Raw genomic sequence first — 19,764 nt, forward strand, 5'->3', positions numbered from 1 at the left:
CCGTCAACATGCCTTAGAATGAACGCCAAATAGGGAGAAACTCAAATGTCAGTACACATTGTCATTTTGGCGGCGGGTCAAGGCACACGCATGAAATCGAAATTGCCTAAGGTGCTACACCCCTTGGCGGGGACGCCCTTGGTGCAGCACGTCGTTGATACGGCACAACAACTGGGTGGAGATATTACTCTGGTGGTTGGTCATGGCGCCGAAGCGGTGAAAGCGCAGTTCGCCGAACAGCCTGTTCGATTCGTCACTCAGGCGGAGCAGTTGGGTACCGGCCATGCCGTGGCACAAGCCTTACCCTGTATAAAAGACGACCAACGTGTACTGATTCTTTATGCCGATGTTCCGCTGATCGAGGCTAATGCACTGTTGCCTTTACTAAGCGGCGAGCGGGCCGAAGGCTTGACGCTATTCACGGCGTCATTGAATGACCCGACTGGCTATGGTCGTGTCGTGCGTGAACATAACGCTATCACTGCCATCGTAGAGCAAAAGGACGCCACGCCAGAACAACTTCGCATCAAAGAAATTAACACCGGCATCATGTCCGTGCCCGGTCAGTGGCTACAACAGGCTTTGCCGCGCTTGGACAACAGTAACGCACAGCAAGAGTATTATCTGACTGACCTTGTGGCTATGGCCGTAGCGGACGGTTTGGTCGTTAACGGAGTAGAAGCTGACGACTTGATTGCCACGCAGGGCGTTAATAACCGCGTGCAGTTGGCGGCCTTGGAGCGCGAATATCAGCGCCGCCGGGTGGAGAGTTTAATGTTGCAAGGCGTGACCGTGATCGATCCGGCTCGTTTAGATTTGCGCGGTACAGTAACCACCGGTACAGATAACGTCATCGATGTAAATGTCATCTTGGACAATGTCTCCCTGGGTTCCAATGTCACCATCGGTGCCAACTGCATTATTCGGCACAGTCATATTGCCGATGGCGCAGTTATTCTCGACAACACTCTGATCGAAGAGTCGCACGTCGGGCCAAATGCTAATGTTGGCCCCTTTGCGCGTTTGCGTCCCGGTACAGCACTGGCGGCTAAGGCCAAAGTCGGCAATTTCGTGGAGATCAAGAAATCACAGATCGGCGAAGGTGCTAAAGTAAATCACCTGACGTATGTCGGCGATGCCACAGTGGGCGCGGGCGCTAACATCGGGGCAGGCACCATTACCTGTAACTACGACGGCGTGAATAAGTACCGCACGCGCATTGGTGACGGAGCTTTCATTGGCTCCAACAGTACCTTAATCGCCCCAGTTTCCATAGGGGATGGCGGCTATGTCGGCGCAGGTTCAGTGATCAGCAAAGACGCTCCGGCCCAACAGTTAACCCTCGCCCGCGCTAAGCAGCTAACGCTCGCTAAGTGGCAACGCCCAACTAAAAAGGACGCTTAACGCATGCCTACCGAGACGTCCTTTGCGGCGGTGCTATTTGATTGCGACGGAGTATTGGTCGATTCGGAATCCATCGCGACGCGTGCTCTCCACAAGTCGTTACAGAGTGTAGGGGTTACCCTGACCGAACATGAGGTGGCGCAGCAGTTTACCGGACATGCGTGGCCTCGTTGTATTGAAATGATTGAAGAGCTGATTGGGCAGACTCTTCCGGACACTTTTTTGGCCGATAACCGCACGTACTTTGAAAGTCTGATGGCCGATGCCCTATTGCCAATGCCGGGTGTGGTCGAGCTTTTGGATCGTTTAGCACTGCCGTTCGCAGTAGTGACTAACTCACGTACACAAGAATTGGCGTTTAAGTTAGGTGTTTCTGGGCTAGATAGGTACTTCTCGGGAGCACAGCGTTTTGATGCCGAAGCAATGGGTGTTGCCAAGCCCGATCCGGCCATTTATCGGCGATCGGCAGAGCGGTTAGGGTTTGATATTAAGCAGTGTTTGATCATTGAAGACAGTTATCCCGGACTGGTAGCAGCGACAGAAAGCGGAGCCACTGTTTGGGCTTACCGCCCATCGGCTACTGCTGAGCAGCTAGCACAATTATCAGTTACCAATGTGATGACCGACTGGCGAGAATTTCCGCAGCTGCCTGAGCGATAAACAAAAAGATCTTTAATGTACCGTGCTCTAGGGAGTGCGGAGTAACTTAATTCATATGGCTTATGGTATGGCATCTAGATACCGCAAGCGTTAGGAGAAATGACTATGTGTGGGATTGTTGGAGCCGTAGCGCAACGTGATGTGGTGGATATTCTAGTAGAAGGCCTGCGCCGCCTGGAATACCGTGGTTATGACAGCGCTGGTGTAGCGGTCATGCAAGCAGGCGGCGAGCTGCGCCAAACCAAGCGTCTGGGCAAGGTATCGGAACTGGCCGCCGCTCTGAGTACCCAGCCGCTGCCCGGTGGTACCGGCATCGCACACACGCGTTGGGCAACACACGGTGAACCCAGCGAAGTGAACGCTCACCCACATACCAGCGGCAGTGTCGCCGTAGTGCACAATGGCATCATCGAAAACCACCAGACGCTGCGCAATGGCCTAAAAAGCAAGGGCTATCAGTTTGTGTCGCAGACAGATACTGAAGTCATCGCCCACCTAATCGCTGACCTACGCAGCCAACACGGCAGCCTGGTCGAAGCGGTACAGGCTGCGCGCAAACTTCTGGAGGGCGCTTACGGTACCGCCGTCATGGACACCAACGAACCGGAGACCATTGTGGTGGCCCGCTCCGGGGCGCCGCTGGTGATTGGTTATGGTATCGGTGAGCACTTTGTTGCGTCTGACCAACTTGCCTTGTTACCGGTTACACGTCGATTTCAGTACCTTGAGGAAGGCGATGTGGCAGAAGTTAAGCGTACCTCGGTGCGTATTTTCGATCTCAACGACGAACGGGTTGAGCGCGAAATAGTCGAAAGCACGGTCAACCATGATGCCGGTGACAAAGCGGGCTATCGCCATTTTATGTTGAAGGAAATTCACGAACAGCCCGACAGCCTGCGCGCTACTTTAGAGGGTCGTATTAACGCCGGTCGTGTGGTGGCCGAAGCTTTTGGCGCCGGTAGCATCGACATTTTGCGTGACATTCAAGCAGTACAAATTATCGCCTGTGGTACCTCCTATCACGCTGGTATGGTCGCGCGGTATTGGTTTGAAGAGATCGCCGGTATCCCCTGCCAAGTGGAAATCGCCTCCGAGTTCCGTTACCGCAAATCCGTCGTACTACCGAACAGCCTGCTGGTAACCATCTCACAGTCCGGAGAGACCGCCGATACCCTGGCAGCACTGCGCCTTGCTAAAGACCTCGGCTATGCCGCATCCTTGACCATTTGCAATGCACCGGGTTCTTCGCTGGTGCGTGAATCCGACCTCGCTTATATGATGCGCGCTGGCGTGGAAATTGGCGTTGCTTCCACCAAGGCCTTTACCGTGCAGTTGACTGGCTTGTTGCTGTTGACCATGAGCATCGCACAAGAGCAAGGCAAGCACGTTAAGCCGTTGGTTGAGCTAATGGCTAAACTGCCAACACTGGTGGAGCAAGCCTTGCAGCTTTCCAGCAGCATTGAAGAGTTGGCGGAAGACTTCGCTCACAAGCATCATGCCTTATTTCTGGGGCGTGGCACCCAGTACCCCATTGCGATGGAAGGCGCGCTAAAGCTCAAAGAGATTTCCTACATTCACGCCGAAGCCTACGCCGCAGGCGAGCTGAAACATGGCCCACTGGCATTGATTGACGAAGACATGCCGGTCATCGTCGTTGCACCCAACAACGACCTGTTGGAAAAGCTGAAATCGAACATGGAAGAAGTGCGCGCGCGAGGTGGCCAGCTTTACGTGTTTGCCGACGAAAACGCCAACATGGAACCGGAGCCCGGTATTCAGGTGATTACTATGCAGACCGTCCCCGATTTGCTGGCGCCGGTGGTCTACACCATACCGTTACAGTTGTTGTCGTACTATGTCGCCTTGATCAAAGGCACCGATGTGGACCAGCCACGCAATTTGGCCAAGAGCGTTACGGTGGAGTAACAGGGTGTTCTTGCTAAAAGGCAGAAATCAGAAGTAGCTGGTAACCTTGGCGATCGCAAATGTTAAAAAAGGAGGCCAATGCCTCCTTTTTTCTTTTTACCCTATCACTGATAGAGGATCTCATTTAACCGTCCGCTGTCGCTCAGCTTTTTAAGTCCGGCATTGAAGGTATCAATGATGAGCTGTGCATCGGGGTGGTCACGCGAGATGATCAGGTGATAAGGATCAGCTTTGATCGGTTTAGGATAAAACGATATTTGGTCAGCAGCACCGATAGAGCGTGCCAATTCCAAGCCAACCTGTACTTCTTCCAGCACACCGTCTAAGCGACCGGCTTGCAGCTTACGGTAGTTGTTTTCTGGGACACCAACGCGATCCAGTGTAAAGCCCGCGTCCTCGGTGACGAAGCCATAGTCATAAGCCGTCACTGCGCCGAATACCTTGCCCTTCAAGTCGTCCGGAGCCTCCCAGCTGATAGGTTGATCGTTTCGGTAGAACACCACGGTTTCAAGGGAAATAACCGGGTCGCTGTAGAGAAATTGCGTACCACGTTCGCTGTTGTAGCTGTATAGGAAGGTACCGTCTAAGTCAGCCTGACGTGTCATTTCCAGACCGCGTGCCCAGGGCAAATAACGGTACTGCACATTCCACCCTTCTTGTGCGAAGGCTTCGCTGACCACCTGAGCGGCAGGACCACCATTCGGTAATGTGTCCCCTTGATAGGGCGACCAGTCGCCACTGGCGAGGGTGATGGTGCGTGCCATTGCGGTGGGTGCCGCGAGTAGCAAAGTGACCAGCGCGCCGATCGCTAGGCGTAAAAGTCGTGTTTGGGGGATTAACGAGTTAAGGTTCATGTTGTGTACTCCGGTGAAGTTAAAGTCTGAGTGTCACCTTGTCGCAACCCTTGCTTCGCAGTGCGTAAAGTGTGTTCATCAATGCCTGATGAACTTGGGCTCTCCACTCCGTGTGGAAACACCCTACCAACGAAACCCGGCGAGGTTTTGTTTAAGAGACTGAGTTTGAGCACTTACATCCGAACTGGCGGCGGATGATTGATCCACTTGGTCGGTCGCTTGTTGAGAAAGTTCGGTCATCCGATTGATGTTCACACTGATCTCTTGGCTGACTTGCGATTGCTGTTCTACCGCAGTAGCTATTTGAGCAGCCATATCATTGATCTTGTTCATCGAATCCAGAATATCGCCCAGCGTGTTTTGTGCATTGCCAACGTGTTGAACTGAGGCTTCGCTGGATGCTTTGCCGGATTGAGCGAGTGCGACGCCGCGCTCTGCACTTTGCTTAAGGCGATCTATCTTTTCTGCAATTTCGGTGGTGCTGCCCTGGGTTCTTGCCGCAAGGTTGCGTACTTCATCCGCCACAACTGCGAAGCCGCGACCTTGCTCGCCGGCGCGCGCGGCTTCAATTGCCGCATTCAGTGCAAGTAGGTTGGTTTGTTCGGCAATGCCGCGAATAACGGCCATGATTTCAGAAATACTGTCCACGTCACCTTGCAGAGACGCCATGGCTGCGGCGGTTTCATCAATCTGAGTCGCTAACTCGTGCATGGTATGCACAGTTTGATCCATCGCTTGCCGTGTTTTGTCTGCATTGACCACAACATCTTCGGCGGCGACGGCTGCAATTTGTGCGTTCTGTGCAACATCGTGCGTCGCCGTTGCGCTTTCGGTAACCGCAGTGGCAATTGAGTCGATCTCTACGGTTTGTTCGGAAACCAGTTGACGACTGCTGGCAAAAGATTCCTCCATGCGTGCTACAGACTTGTCGACCTCTAAAGCGATGGCGCCGACCGAGCTGATGGACGACTGCAACTTGTCCATAAAGGCATTGAAGTAAGTCACCAAGCTGCCGATTTCATTTTGCTCAATTACCACAAGGCGGCGTGTTAGGTCGCCATCTTCTTGGGCAATATCGCGCATGGCGTCGCGTAACTGAACGATAGGGCGTTTAACCAAGAGTGTCATCAGGGTATGAATGACTACCATGAGGATGACAGCCAGAATCAGCGTGCTCACAATGGCCATGGTCACTACCGCACGCAGACGCTCGTTCAGAAAGCGAGGATCCAATTCCAAATACGCCGTAGCGATCGGCGCATCGCCAGCATCTTCAAGGTACAACGGCACTTCAAATAAGCCAGCTGTTTCAGGCAGTTCGCTGGCGGCTTCAATTTCACCTTGAGCGTTGATCACCAAACCGCGGGAAAAACGGCTGTCCTCGGCTAGATAGACACCGGTGAGTACAGCACTGCCAACCGAGGCACGTAGTATCTGATCCACCGTATTTAGTTCAAAGTTCCACAGGGCAGAAGGCAGTGATAAACCTATGAAGGTGGCGATGTCGTTCTGTTGAGCGGCCACTGCGTCACGCCAGTTCTGTGCGGTTCGGGTATAGTTTATGAATGAGCTCAAAATGAGCATTAGGGTGATGATGGACACCGCCCAGAGGTTAAACTTTAAGGTCAGGGATCTGTTGCGCTTGGTCATGTGTTCATACTCCTTAGCGCGCCGTGCGCCACGCCAAGAAAGGTAAGTGTACCTGCTGTGTTAACAACAAAAAGCGAACGTTTGACATCAGTGAATCTCCAACTGCAGGACCACATGAATACAAGCAAAATAGAGTCGAACTCTACAGCACGTAAACGAACGATGTTCGATTAAACTGTAGCACACCAGTTTGGTTGATGCATAACATCGATTTGAAAAAGAGTTGAGTTTAGGTATGAGCGGTGTGTTGATTTGCTCTAGGTGAATGCTGCACTACTGTGGTTGGCGTTGCACTCCATCATCGGGCTTCATTGTTGTTGTGCAATAAACTCTGCATACAGATGCTCGAGCGTGTCCGTTTCTTCTTCCAGATAGGTATTCATCAGCCCAGTGAACAAGTCCAACAGTACAAGTGCGTTATTGATGGCGTCCGAAGATGCCATACTGCGTAGGCGTCGACTCATGCCTGCGTTGACCTGATGAACATCTGCATAGATGCGTTCAAGTGTCTTTGAGGACCCTGGTTGGTCGCCGGAATGGCGGCGATTATGGAGGTGTTGGGCAATCAAAAAATTACCGAGCGACCGAAACACCGTTTCGGCGTCGCTGGAAAATGGCAGGTGAAAGCGTGCCAGCGGCCGGAAGTACAGCATGTAAGGGCAACCACTGCCACCCATCAATAAGCCGAGCAATGACCGTAACCCTTGTTGCAGCGACGTGCGCTTGAGGTAGCTCCGCTCTTCCGTGACGACTAATACGCGTGTTTCTTCATAGGAGGTCAATTGACCAAACTCCGCAAGAGCAGGACAAATGGTGGCGGCGAGCGGGCAGTATGGGTGTTCGTCGGCCTGCAAAGGGCAATGAGCACATTGGCAGTGGGCAAGAGCAGTCACTGGACTCAGGCTGTCTTTGGACTCAGGCAGCACACCGGAGATCAGGCCTTGGTCGTTTTGCTGCACACTGATAGTCAGAGGAGAGCGATCGTTAAAGCGAAAAATATAGTCAGTCTTCATTGTCGCCGATCCGAGTTGCCGTCTGGCATGCTGAATTGTGTGTGAGACCGTGCTATTTATCAGGATCGTAGGCGTTCGCCCAGTGGATTGCCTCCTTATACAGCCCGTTAATCATTTTATCTTCCAGCTTCAGTCGCGTAATTGCAGTATGTAAGCGCCCCCAGTCGGCACGCTCTAGCATGCGGATTACGGCCAAGTATCCGGCCAACAAACCTTTGTGCTGAACCAGAGCGGTGCGAACATCGGTATTGAGCAACAGGCGTTCAAGTAAGGCTTCTAGCTTGTCGTCCATAACTGCGTCCAGTAGCGAAAACAGCCCAACCACGAAAGCACGCGCCGGGTCTACTGACTTTTGCTCGCGGGCCAGCAGTTCGCAAAAACGTGCACGGGCAATAGCGAGGCGTATCAACTCGGGTGGTTTACTGGGACTCAGTTGGCCGGTGGCAATCACCGTGGCAAAGCGCTTTACTTCGTCTTCTCCCAAATACACCAATGCTTGGGGGAGTGTCTCAATCGGGTTGCCACGTAAAAATGCCGGTGAGTTAACGTATTTCAGCAGCCGTTCGGTCATGACTTTGTCCGTCTCAATGATGTCACTCATGAGCTGTAAATCAGCCGCTGGCTTATTACATTCGGTGATTAAGGTGACCAATAAGGCTTGCTCTTCACTGAGCTTGACGGTGCGCTGCGCCTGTGCCCGGGCAAAGAATTGCCCTTGAAAGTAATCGTATTCCTGCTCGCGTGCCTCAGCGAAATCGGCGTAGGTATCCAGGTGCGTCGCCATGTAGTGCACGTCGAAACGTTCCAAGGCTTCCTTCACTGCTTGCAGTGTTTCGGGGGCCGTGGCGCGATGGTTCACCTTGACGATGTTGATCAGTGGGTAGATGGGCTCCCACGCCGGGTCGGTAGGTAGGCTAATCGCCAAGGTATAGCCGCGATTCTTGATTTTGATGATTGCATTAACCACATCGGTGCTGGGCTGCACTTCATCAGCCACGGCCATAATCAGGTGCTTTTTGGGCAGCGCCAAAGGGGCCATGGCCAGCAGGCTTTCGGCATCGAATGACACCATGCCATGTTTGCCGGCGGTCAGATCAGCGATGGTTTTGAGTTGAAAAGGACCGGGCTCGCGCATCATTTCTTGGTCGGCGTCATCGGTTTCACTGGGCTCTGGCGCGCCCAGTGGCGTACGGCGCAAAATCAGTTCGTACGCATGCAACTGCCGCTTTTTCTGAAAAATGGGCTGGCGAACAATATGGTAGTAATCCATAGCGCTTATAGTCCCTCGCTAGACAGCAATGATGCCATTGCACGCATCCACAGGCAGAAGAATGACGCTACCATAAGATATCCATATCTCGATGGGCATTCGTGCTACTACTCGCCTTCATACACGTTCCGCCTGTTATGACATTTTATGATCAGTATAGCAGTATTTTGTACAGTAAATGCACAGCGTACAAAACGGTTATCGGCCACATGATCAATTACTGAAGCGATCCACCAGTTCGTGCAACTCATCGGACGTTTGATTTAACTCGGTCGCTATACGTGCCGTCTCTTCCCCTTTCTCTAAGCTGTTGTCCGCAAGGCTGGCGATACGGGTGATCTGGCGGTTGATTTCTTCTGCGACGGACGCTTGTTCCTCAATTGAAGCCGCCATTTGGTGGGACATCGACGTAATGCGTTCGACGGCTTCGGCAATGCCTTGTAGGCTACTGTTGGTGGCCTCCACCCGGGTGACGCCCTCCTGTGCCGCGGTGACGCCAGAATGCGCGGCATTTTCGGCTTCTTTTGCCCCCTCTTGTAACGCGACAATAATCTGATGAATTTGCTCGGTGGATTCATGGGTGCGTTTCGCTAAAGCACGTACCTCATCGGCGACCACCGAGAAGCCGCGCCCATGTTCACCGGCCCTCGCTGCTTCAATGGCGGCATTGAGCGCCAGTAAGTTGGTTTGTTCGGTGATTTGCTGAATCAGTTCGGCGGCTTTGGAGATGTTGCCGGTTTTGACGACCACATCCGAGACAGTATCCCCTATGGATTGCACCGCGCCGGCTAACTGTGTCATGCCGTCGTGGGTAGACTTGACGACGCGGGTACCTTCTTCTGCGAGGTTGTGTGCCCGGTCGGCTTCATCGGCGGAGTTTTGTACCTGACTGGATAGCTCGTGAATAGTGGCCGACATCTGGTTGATTGCCGTGGCCACCTGAGCGGACTCTTTTTGTTGTTCTTCGATGGATGACGCTGACTCGCGAGCGAGGCTCATAGCACCCTTGCTCTGCGAAGCGAGGTTGCTGGCAGCGTCATTGATGCGCGTCAGCACATTGGCGAGGTGCGCGCGTGAACTCATGACGGCCATTTCGATTTGCCCGGCCAAACCGGGTGTGGACGTATAGGTACGGGCCACTAGCGGATCATGGAAGGCGTTTTTGAGCCGACGCGATATAGTGTTCAATAGTTTGCGGCGTTGGACAAAGCGCACACCGTCTTGTGCAAACAGCAGCACGATCCCCAGTGCCGCGAGTCCCCATTGTTGTGTCAGTGCGCCTGCCAGTAGCATGATGACCGTAGTTGCCAGTACGGCTCCCCATGTCGAGCACACGGCATAGGCCACTTCAAATGGCGTGTCTATCGACTTACCCGCATTGATCCTGCGGTACATACGACCAGCCCTTTCCACCGACTTCTTGTTCGGCTTTACCCGAACGGACTCGTAGCCAATGATTTTCCCATCTTCTGAAATGGGTGTAACGTAAGCACTGACCCAATAGTAGTCGCCGTTTTTGCGGCGGTTTTTGACCATGCCCATCCAGGGCTTGCCGGACTGCAGATAGCGCCACATGTCTTCAAAAACTTTCGGTGGCATATCGGGGTGACGTACCAGGTTATGCGGTTTACCAATGAGTTCTTCGCGAGTAAACCCGGATGTGCGCACAAAAGCATCGTTGCAATGGCGGATTTTGCCCTTGGCGTCAGTGCTGGAGATTAAACGGTCGGTTTCCGGAAACTCATATTCTACATCGGTGACGGGTAAATTTTTACGCATACCAAACTCCTTGTTCGGGGTAAACCGCGACGGCAGACTGCGATAAGGGGGGTATTGCTCACTGTTACAGTAATAGTCGAAGTGTCACAGAATATCCTATCGTTTTAGCACTATTTTTTTGCGTCAGTTAAAACGATGGAAATGACGTCGATGCACGCGGTTGCGGGACACGGGTATGCCGTCGGCTAGTAGGCGAGATTCTTGCTCATCCGCCCTCGCATGTTCGGCGAGGGTGCCATCGCTGCGAATCACGCGATGCCAAGGTAATTGAGTGTCTTCTGGCAACTGGCCCATGGCACGGGCGACTTGTCGTGGGCCTACGCCGCCAATGGCCTTGGCGAGCGCACCGTAGCTGGTTACCTGATGACGCGGTAAACTGTCCACCAGTTGATACAATTGTTCTGTCCATTCAGGCGTGTGCATACGATGGTTTCCGGTCATAAGGTTGGTGAGCCAAGAGGCCATGATCAAACAAACGACTAAGGCATAATACAGTCTATGCGAATTTCCAGAGTTTATGAAAGCCAGCCCTTAATGGTGGGGGCTACCGTTGTCGTGAGCGACCGTAGCCATCAACACCTGATCAAGGCGCTTCGGCTAGCCGACGGCGCACCCGTTGTATTGTTCAATGGTGACGGTCACGATTATGCCGCCACCTTGACGGCGGTGGGTAAGAAAACGGCACAGGCGGCGATTACGGCCAGCACGCCCGTAACCAATGAAAGCCCTGTGCAGGTGCATATCGGTTTAGGCATGTCCTTAGGCGACCGCATGGAGTATGCCATTCAGAAAGCGACCGAAGCCGGCATCGCGGAGCTGACGCCCTTGGAAACGGAACGCAGTGAATTGCGTTTGAAAGGTGAGCGCGCCGATAAGAAGTGGCAACGTTGGCAGCAAGTGGCCATCAGTGCGGCAGAGCAGTGTGGACGCGCGCGGGTGCCGGTAATTCATCCTCCGTGTGCGCTCAATAGTTGGTTGGATGCCCAAAAAGCGGAGCTAATGTTGGTGTTGCATCATGAGCATGCACAGCGCTTGCGGGCGCAACCACCGGTTAATTCGGTAGCGGCTTTGATCGGGCCTGAAGGCGGGTTGAGTGAAGGCGATATCAGTGCTGCTCTACAGGCGTCGTTCTTGCCAGTGGCGATGGGGCCGCGTGTACTGCGCACTGAGACCGCCCCCGTGGTGCTGTTGGCGGCTTTAAATACGCTGTGGGGCGATTATTAAGGTCGGCCGTAGAGCGCAAGAGCGCAGCGGTATCCGCCGTCGGCTGGCCGCCTAAGGCAGGGCTTGGCCTAACGCGGCTTCCAGAGCTTCCAAGTCCGGTAGGTCTGCCGGACCTAATGGCGTATCCACTTCAAACAGCGTGCCTGAAGAAGGTACACCTGCGAGGGTGACCAATTCTTCTTCGGTGATCTTCTGCATGCGGGGAATCCCCTGAATGAGTATGCCGTAAAAGCGTCCCTTATACTGGTCACTGATGCTGTTCATAATCGCAATGCGCAAATCGTTAGACTCGGCACCGCGCCGCTTGCCTAGATAGTTTTCGTAAAGTACCAAGGGCACAGACTCACCGCGCCATTGCACGAATCCTTGAATCCACTCAGGCAGACTTTGTGCCGGACGTTGCGGCAGTTGGTGGGCCACCAATTCGGCCATTGCAACGTTTGGCACCAACAATTGGCTGGCTTGCATGGGCAACAACAGGGTGGGCAGCAGGGTGGGCTGTGCAGTGGCTGCTTGGGTTGAGAGTTGTTTGGCCATGGGAAAGTCCTCAGGTTGTCCGGAGTGGGCTAGATGACATGCGCTGCTGCTCGGTCACTAGGTGGTTAACGATGGCATGGGCCAGCGCCTGTGGCGTATCGCGGTAATTCGACAGACCAGCTTGATGGATGGCATCAGGCATAGCCGATTGAATGCATGACCTCGGAGCTTGTGTCCAGACCTGTCCGCCAGCGGCACGGATCTGTTCGGCGCCGACGAGGGCGTCGCCGTCCATGCCACTGAAGATCAGCGCATGACATTGGCCACTGAATTGTACTGCAGCAAACTCCATGGTTTCATCAATGCTGGGTGCATAGGGCCCAGACCATCGGGTATCGTGCAGCTGAACCAAGTTTGTCGCATCGAGGCTGAATGTTTGCTCGACGGGAACCAGATAAACATGGCCGTTACGTAGGGTAATGCCTTCTCGCAAGTGTGTTAATGTCAGGCTACTGTGTCGTCCGACGGCGTTCAATAGGCTGTCTTGAAACTGTGCATCAATGTGCTGGGCATATAAAAAGGCACAAGGCAGTTGTGCCGGTAAGAGATCGAGAAAGGTCTTAACGGCGGCAGGCCCGCCTAAAGATGCCCCAATCACCCATAACGTGCGCACCGGATCATGCTCATTGGTCGGGGTAAGGCTGGAGGGCAACGGCAAAACGGTTTTGACTGGCGTGGGCAAACTGAACAGTTCTCGGTCATCAATCAACGCCGTTACCGGACTGGATACCGCAGGCGGTAGCGCGCTGTGAATCTTGTCCAGTAACCGGCGTGACCATGCCTGATAGGCTTGCTCATCTTGGCGCTGTGCCATTCCTTCATTAATGATGACAGGTGCTTGGTGCTCACCAAAAACAGCGTCTAATACGTCATCCGGACAGGCTTCTAGGTCGGTATCCACCAACCATAGGGCCACACTGCTGCTGTCGAGCAGCGCCGGGCTTGTACGTTGCGGAGCGGTGCAGAGGACCACGTGCAGACCAGCCTCGGTCAATAGGCTGCGCAGCCGCTGCTGCTGCAGTGGCTGGTCAGCGAGTATACCTATGCGTGGGGCCGGGTCCTTCATGTGCAGGTCCGTATCAATTCAGCACGAGGCGCTGGATGGCGTCCAGCAACTGCGACTCCTGGAACGGTTTTCCCATGTAGTCGTTAACCCCGATTTCCAGTGCCCGATCTTTGTGCTTTTGCCCGGTCCGCGAGGTAATCATGATGATGGGTATGCTTTGCAATCGCTCAGTGTGGCGCACGCGATTAGCCACCTCAAAGCCGTCCATGCGTGGCATCTCAATGTCTAGCAGAATGATGTCCGGTACATGATCCTGCAGCAAAAGCATGGCATCGGCACCGTCTTTCGCAGTAATGACTTCCATGCCATTGCGCGTCAGCAAGCGGCTGGTAACCTTACGCACCGTGACTGAATCATCCACCACCATGACGTTGATTGTGGTGTCGAGATCCCGCTTACGTACGGGTAGTGCCGTTACATTTTTTGGCACATTGTTGTCATCGGCATGGTGTACCAAGGTCGAGAGCGAGGTACGCAACATGGCCGGCACATCAAGAATGACGACCACGCTACCATCCCCAAGTATGGTCGCGCCTGACACTGCGGGAACCGTGGCAAACTGCGGGCCCAGTGTTTTTACGACGATTTCACGCGAGCCCATTAAGCGATCTATGTGCAAAGCAACGGATTCGTTACGATCCCCTCCCTTGATCAAAATGATGGGCTGTGGCAAAGCAATTTCGTCACTGTGAACTTCGTGTTCATTGCGGAGCAACTGCCCTAGCGGCTTTATCACATACTGCTTGTCACCGTAGGGGTAGTGCTTGTCTGGATGCTCAAGATAGTTGCGCAGCTCGGCGGGCTGCATACGCACGATACCGTCGATGGTGTTCAATGGAATTGCGTAGATGTCATCGCCGCTGGCGACCATCAGGGCGCGGTTTACCGATACAGTGAACGGTAACCGGATCAGGAAGGTAGTGCCCTGGCCTTGCTCGGTACTGATTTCCATAGTGCCGCCAAGGGCTTTAACCTCGTTGTGCACGACATCCATACCGACACCGCGTCCGGAAATCTGTGTAACCTTCTGAGCGGTCGAGAAACCACTGCTCAGAATGAACTGTAGGATTTCGTCTTCGGGCATGTCACTGTCAGCGCTCATCAAGCCACGCTCAATGGCTTTGCGGCGCACTGACTGTACGTCAATGCCGTGGCCATCGTCTTGCAGTTTCAGCACCACATCGCCGCCTTCACGAGCCAGAGAAAGTACAATGTGACCTTGGTTAGGCTTACCAACCTCTTCTCGTGCCGCCATGGTTTCAATACCGTGATCGACGGCATTGCGCAGCATGTGCTCCAGCGGCGACACCATGCGCTCCAGTACCGAGCGGTCCATCTCGCCTTCGGCGTTCAATACATCGAAACGGGCGTCTTTCCCAAGCTCTGTTGCCACTTGCCGAACGATACGTCGCAAGCGGGGCACAAGGCGAGAAAACGGCACCATGCGAGTTTGCATCAAGCCTTCTTGCAACTCGGAATGGATACGCGACTGCTGCAGTAACACGGTTTCGGCGTCGCGTGATTTGTTGGCTAATGTTGAGCGCAGATCAATCAAGTCGGAAGCTGTTTCCATCAAGGAACGCGATAGCTGCTGAATCTGGGTATAGCGATCCATTTCCAGTGGGTCAAAGTCTTCGTAGTTCGACTCTTCGGCGCGCTCTTGGCGGAACAGTACCTGTGCTTCCGTTTCCATATCCAGCTGACGTACTTTGTCACGCAAGCGTTCAATAGTGGTATCCAGCTCGCCCAGCGTGAAGCCCATATCACTGACTTGTTCTTCAAGCCGGGCGCGCGAAATACTGGTTTCGCCTGCCAGGTTAACCAAGTTCTCCAACAAACTCGCGCTGACCTTCACCGTTTCTTGTGGGGCCCGCCGCGCTGCGGTGGCTGCACCGGCGGAACCCTTGTGGGTACCAGCGTTTGCGTTACGAGGTGCCGGTACATCGGGTGTTTCTGCCGCCTCATCGGGTTGTGGACGATGCTGGAAAGGCACCACATTGCCCGGGGCCTTAGGTGCCGCGCTGTCGTCAGGTTCGGCTACCTGAGGGCCGTCACTACTGGCAATTTGTTGCAGCTGCTCAACCGCCACGCTCAGTTGATCGTACTGTTGCAGCAGATGCGCGAAAAAAGCATCGTCCAAGGGTGCCCGTTGTTCTTGGGCGCGCACGATGAAGCTTTCCAGTTCATGACTCAGTACCCCCATAGAGGGCAGTCTAGCCAGACGAGAGCCGCCTTTTAACGTGTGCAATACGCGCTTCATTTCGTCGGCGGCGAGCTCATTGGTTGGATCTTCATGCCATTGTGCAATGGCTTCATCAAGCTCACTCAGCAATTCGACCGCTTCATCAACAAACACTTCAAGGATGTCGCTGTCGAGTGTTTCCAATTCATCAAAGCTTAACAGCGGCTCATCGTCTGACTCAGCGACGATGCGCGCGCGCGCCGCACTGAGGTCACCACGAGGGTCTTCTTGGACTGGTAGCTCGGGTGGCAGCCCTTGACGGGCTCGATAGATCGCATTGATTAAGGCTGGGGCGGCGTAACAGCCTTGGTTTTCAATGATGTCATGCACCATGTCAGAGAGCTTATCCTGCCCTTGCATAATAAGTGACATCAAGTCATCGGACGGCGTTAACTGGCCATTGCATAGACCTTCGTACAGGAATTCCAGTTCATGCGCTAAATCGCCTACAGGTGTGGCCTCGGACATGCGAGCGCCGCCTTTCAGCGTATGCAGATCACGCTGCAAGTCGGCAACCGGCTTAAGGTTGTCAGGCGCGTCACGCCAAGTCTCCAGCTCGCGCTGGATAGATTCCAGAAGCTCGTTGGCTTCTTCCAGAAAGACGTCCAGGATGTCGGCGTCCATGGACTTCAAGGAAAACCATTCTTCAGTGACCGGTGTTGCACTATCGGTTAACGATGGCGTACTGGCCGTCGCCGTGCCGCTGTTGCTTTCAGGTGCCTCTTGGGGCTTTTCTGCAGGCCCTGCTAAAGGTGCGCCAGCCAGTTCCGCAAGTTCGCTTTCGATGTCGTGCCGCGTCTGGATGCTTTGTCCAGCGGCCAAACGATCCATCATATCGATGACAGCTTCGTGTGCTTCATAGAGCGAGCTGAATACCGGATCATTAGCATCAGTCGGTGGCTGTTCCGCCAAGTATTCGTAGAGCACAACTAATTGGTTGGCGAGTGAACTCAGCGGCAAGAGATCAATAGCGCGCGCGGCATCGGCCAGTGTAGTCAGGTCACGTTGCAAGGCGGTAACGCGATGCGACTCTAAGCCACTTTCCTGCCACGCTTTCAGCGTATCTTCCGCATCCAATACCGTATTCATCGCCTCATTCAGGAAGATCGACATCAGGCTGGAGGACGATTCGCTACCGGCGGCTGCTGCGCTGTCCGCCACCCAGGCATTCAGATCTTTCAGCTGATCAAAGAACGAATCGGGTGCGGGTACGATAGCCGTTTGGTCACTGGCGGAGTTGAGCTGGTCTGACGCAATGGCAACGGTGTCTTGCAATAATTGCTGTACGGCAGGTGTCGCAGGCAGTCGATAGACTTGCAATGATTTAATCAGCTGCTCGACTGGTCCGGCCAGGTTGGCCATGGCTTCGATACCCGCCATGTGAGAGCTGCCTTTAATGGTGTGTAGTGCTCGTTGCAGCGAATCGGTGACGTTGGCGGTCGGGTCGCCTGCGCTGGCATGCAAGAATTCTTCTATGGTAGTCAGGTGGTTGTGAATTTCGTGACTGAAAATAGCGAATAGTCGCGCTTGGTCGGTATCACTGGGTGCTTCGTCGCTCGTTTTATCGTCGGACATTTCGACGGCGGCCGGAGCGCTTTCGGTGGTTTCGGCGGCTTCCTCGAATTCACTGTCATCCTCAACGTAGGCATCCAGGCCATCGTCAAAGGGCTCAATGACGTCGTGTTCGCCCGCAATGATCGCACTGGCACGGTCACGCAGTTGGTCCACCGCTTTGGTGTCCGACGGCGTATTTTGCGCAAAGTCACTCACCAACTGCGGTAGCATGGCGTTAACGTCTTCGATCAAGCTGACGAGGGCGTCACTGTGTGGGATAACCCCGTCACGCCGATGATTCAGCATGTTCTCAATCGACCAGCCGAGTTCGCCGATGACCATGGCCCGAACCATACGACCACTGCCTTTCAGGGTGTGGAAGGCGCGGCGCAATTCCCCCAGTGCTTCTTTGTTGTCAGGGTCGGCACAATAAGCCGGGAACCACTGAGCGATCTCCGCCTGTACGTCGTCCGCTTCTTCGAGAAATATCTCACGGATATCATCATCAATCAGGTCGTCATCGTCGTTTGCGGCAGTTGCCTCAACTTCCGGCGCCGCAGCTTCGGATGGCTCGTCGGCTTCTTCAGCTTCGTCTTGCGGTGCGGGGGGCAAGTCGAGGTCGCCTTCGCGCTTGCTGTCCAGGGCGTCGAGATCCATCGCCCGGTATTCCGGCCATTCTGAGTCCGTCGCGACTTCCGGTGCTTCCTTAACAACCTTGTCTGCGCTGTCTTCGATGCTTGCTGTTACATTCGGCTCAGCGCTGGCCTCGTCATGCGGCTCGTCGCTGGCTGCAATGGCGGCATCAATACCGGCTTCATCGAGCTGATCAATGAAACCAAAATAGTCATCCAGCGCTTGATTAACCGCGTCCTCAGGGGGCGGTGTATCTTGCTGCCCATTGGACAGGTTAACCGGATAGCCCAGGGCCGCAAGGCTGTCAGCAGCTCGCTGTAAAATAGCATCGTTTCCGTCTTCACCGCGGTCACGCGGTAGTCGCTCAAGATAGTAATCGATACCAACCAATGCATCAGCCAGGCGATCCATGTCTTGCCACTCAGGTGCATGGTTGGGTACCAACAGTTCGCTTTCAACATAGGTCTGTAAACCGTCTGCCACCACCGCAGCGTTGTACAGCGGAATAATATTCAGGTTGGCCTGTATCTGGTGAAGCTCAGCCGGAACGTCGCGCAGTTTCTCAATGTCCCATTGAGTCCCCAAGTAGGCAACAATGGCTTCTTTACAGGTTTCGATGCTGTTGCGTACTTCGCGAATTAGCGCAATATGAGCATTACTGAGCTCATTGCCCATGGAATCAAACTGCTCATCGTCCATACCGCTTTGCGCTAAACCCGACAGGGTAGCTTCGACGTAAAGCAGGCCGCCGGCAATATCCATCAGACTTTCGTCATCAAGCGAGGTCTGATGTGACAAATTATCGAGGTGCTGAATTTGTTCGTCTAGAACGCGGCGAGCTTGTTTTATCTGCAACAAATCCATGGTGTCGCTGATCTGCTGCAATGGCGCGATCAATGGCTGTAACTGTGTTGGTTGGCGATCGCTCGCTCGAACCAGCAGGTCCAGCTGTTCTTTAACGGTGGCCAGCTCATCAACGAGTACTCGGGCGACACTATCGACGGTATGAGTATCAGGCCCCTGCATTTGCTGACGGCGCGAACTGACTTGTTGTTCGGACAAGAGTGCTTCCGACAGCACAAAGCGTTCTTGTAAGCTCGCCACACCGGGGTGATCAGCGCTCGCTTGGCCGACAAAGTACAGCATGGTGGTGAGTGCGGAATGGTCAATCTGCGGCGTCTGATGACGTTTCAGAGCCCGCAATTGCTGACGCCATACACGGTCCAGTTGACTGAGCAGACGCAGTAAATCCTGGCTAAGCGCCAATTTATTCTGACGTAAAGCATCCAATAATGTGGTGGCAATGCTCCAAAACATACCCAAACCACAATCACCGTATTCGGTGGCGATACGATGGGTCGATTTGCACAGGTAATTCAGGGCTTCGGCGGGCTCGTGACCGCGGAGCAGATTTAACAGCGACAGTTGGTAGAGCTGATGCAATTTCTGCAGGTGCGGCAACTGATCGTCCGGCATTTGCTCGAGCAGAAATGGTTCGGCCAGGCGTGCTTGCTCATGCCTTAGGTCGGGGGCAAAAAGCCGTGCGACTGCGAGGCTGGAGGCATCACGCTGGGCGCGCAAGTCATTGAGCAGCGGAGCCAGAATTAGTGGTTGGTCACTGTCGCCACGCATTAAGCGTTCTAAATAAGTGGGCAGTTGCAAGATGCCTTGTAGCAATACCGAAAGGCGGTCATTGTTAGCGCGTTCTGGCCGACTGACCAAAAAGGCTGCTAGCTTCTCTAGCTCACTGGCTAATAAGGCCGCGCCATACACCTCCACCATGTCCAAGGTGCCGCGCACTTGGTGCAAGTAATTCAAACAGAACTGTAGGCGTGTAACGTCACTGTTATCATCTTCAAACGCCGCCAGCGCCAATTGCGCTTGATTCAGCGTTTCGCCCAGTTCTTTGTGGACCCAGTCCAGGGCCGTGTAGTCATGACGATGACCCATGC

13 protein-coding genes are annotated in these 19,764 nt (G+C 54.0%); 4 read left to right on the top strand and 9 right to left on the bottom strand.

The features are described from left to right. Nucleotides 1-45 precede the first annotated feature (45 nt). The 3 genes from glmU to glmS all read left to right on the top strand — a co-directional run bounded on the left by glmU (nt 46) and on the right by glmS (nt 3,990). Nucleotides 46-1,404, top strand: coding sequence for a bifunctional UDP-N-acetylglucosamine diphosphorylase/glucosamine-1-phosphate N-acetyltransferase GlmU (gene glmU, locus NFC81_RS00210; protein ID WP_304995517.1), 1,359 nt, complete (start codon nt 46-48; stop codon nt 1,402-1,404). Nucleotides 1,405-1,407: 3 nt separating this feature from the next. Beyond that, nucleotides 1,408-2,064 (top strand): HAD family phosphatase, encoded by a 657-nt coding sequence (locus NFC81_RS00215; RefSeq protein WP_304995518.1) that lies wholly within the window; start codon nt 1,408-1,410, stop codon nt 2,062-2,064. A 105-nt stretch (nt 2,065-2,169) separates the two neighbouring features. Further along, complete coding sequence (glmS, locus tag NFC81_RS00220) at nt 2,170-3,990, top strand: glutamine--fructose-6-phosphate transaminase (isomerizing) (protein ID WP_304995519.1); 1,821 nt, start codon at nt 2,170-2,172, stop codon at nt 3,988-3,990. A gap of 104 nt (nt 3,991-4,094) precedes the next feature. On the opposite strand, the gene NFC81_RS00225 is transcribed toward glmS, so the two are convergent. The 6 genes from NFC81_RS00225 to NFC81_RS00250 all read right to left on the bottom strand — a co-directional run bounded on the left by NFC81_RS00225 (nt 4,095) and on the right by NFC81_RS00250 (nt 10,979). Continuing rightward, nucleotides 4,095-4,844, bottom strand: coding sequence for a transporter substrate-binding domain-containing protein (locus tag NFC81_RS00225; RefSeq protein ID WP_304995520.1), 750 nt, complete (start codon nt 4,842-4,844; stop codon nt 4,095-4,097). A 123-nt stretch (nt 4,845-4,967) separates the two neighbouring features. After that, entirely contained in the window at nt 4,968-6,494 is a 1,527-nt protein-coding gene (locus NFC81_RS00230) for a methyl-accepting chemotaxis protein (RefSeq protein WP_304995521.1), read from the bottom strand. Between the two features lie 308 nt (nt 6,495-6,802). Continuing rightward, nucleotides 6,803-7,507 carry a hypothetical protein gene (locus tag NFC81_RS00235; RefSeq protein ID WP_304995522.1) on the bottom strand — a complete coding sequence of 235 codons (705 nt, stop codon included), beginning with the start codon at nt 7,505-7,507 and terminating at the stop codon, nt 6,803-6,805. Between the two features lie 52 nt (nt 7,508-7,559). After that, complete coding sequence (locus tag NFC81_RS00240; RefSeq protein WP_304995523.1) at nt 7,560-8,777, bottom strand: HDOD domain-containing protein; 1,218 nt, start codon at nt 8,775-8,777, stop codon at nt 7,560-7,562. Nucleotides 8,778-8,990: 213 nt separating this feature from the next. Then, nucleotides 8,991-10,556, bottom strand: coding sequence for a PAS domain-containing methyl-accepting chemotaxis protein (locus NFC81_RS00245; protein ID WP_304995524.1), 1,566 nt, complete (start codon nt 10,554-10,556; stop codon nt 8,991-8,993). A gap of 123 nt (nt 10,557-10,679) precedes the next feature. After that, nucleotides 10,680-10,979 (bottom strand): MGMT family protein, encoded by a 300-nt coding sequence (locus tag NFC81_RS00250; RefSeq protein ID WP_304995525.1) that lies wholly within the window; start codon nt 10,977-10,979, stop codon nt 10,680-10,682. Between the two features lie 75 nt (nt 10,980-11,054). On the opposite strand from NFC81_RS00250, the gene NFC81_RS00255 reads away from it, so the two are divergent. Continuing rightward, nucleotides 11,055-11,780, top strand: coding sequence for a 16S rRNA (uracil(1498)-N(3))-methyltransferase (locus NFC81_RS00255; RefSeq protein ID WP_304995526.1), 726 nt, complete (start codon nt 11,055-11,057; stop codon nt 11,778-11,780). A 51-nt stretch (nt 11,781-11,831) separates the two neighbouring features. Here NFC81_RS00255 and NFC81_RS00260 read toward each other — a convergent pair whose 3' ends face one another. Genes NFC81_RS00260 through NFC81_RS00270 form a run of 3 tightly spaced genes read right to left on the bottom strand, consistent with a single transcriptional unit; the run spans nt 11,832 to nt 19,762 of the window. After that, nucleotides 11,832-12,317: a chemotaxis protein CheW gene (locus NFC81_RS00260; RefSeq protein WP_304995527.1), complete on the bottom strand. Its 486-nt coding sequence runs from the start codon at nt 12,315-12,317 to the stop codon at nt 11,832-11,834. Between the two features lie 10 nt (nt 12,318-12,327). After that, the gene (locus NFC81_RS00265) at nt 12,328-13,383 is read right to left on the bottom strand and encodes a chemotaxis protein CheB (protein ID WP_304995528.1); all 1,056 of its coding nucleotides are present in this window, start codon (nt 13,381-13,383) and stop codon (nt 12,328-12,330) included. 13 nt (nt 13,384-13,396) lie between these two features. Then, nucleotides 13,397-19,762: an Hpt domain-containing protein gene (locus NFC81_RS00270; protein ID WP_304995529.1), complete on the bottom strand. Its 6,366-nt coding sequence runs from the start codon at nt 19,760-19,762 to the stop codon at nt 13,397-13,399. Between the last annotated feature and the right edge of the window lie 2 nt (nt 19,763-19,764).

Source organism: Salinispirillum sp. LH 10-3-1, assembly GCF_030643825.1.
GTDB lineage: Bacteria > Pseudomonadota > Gammaproteobacteria > Pseudomonadales > Natronospirillaceae > Salinispirillum.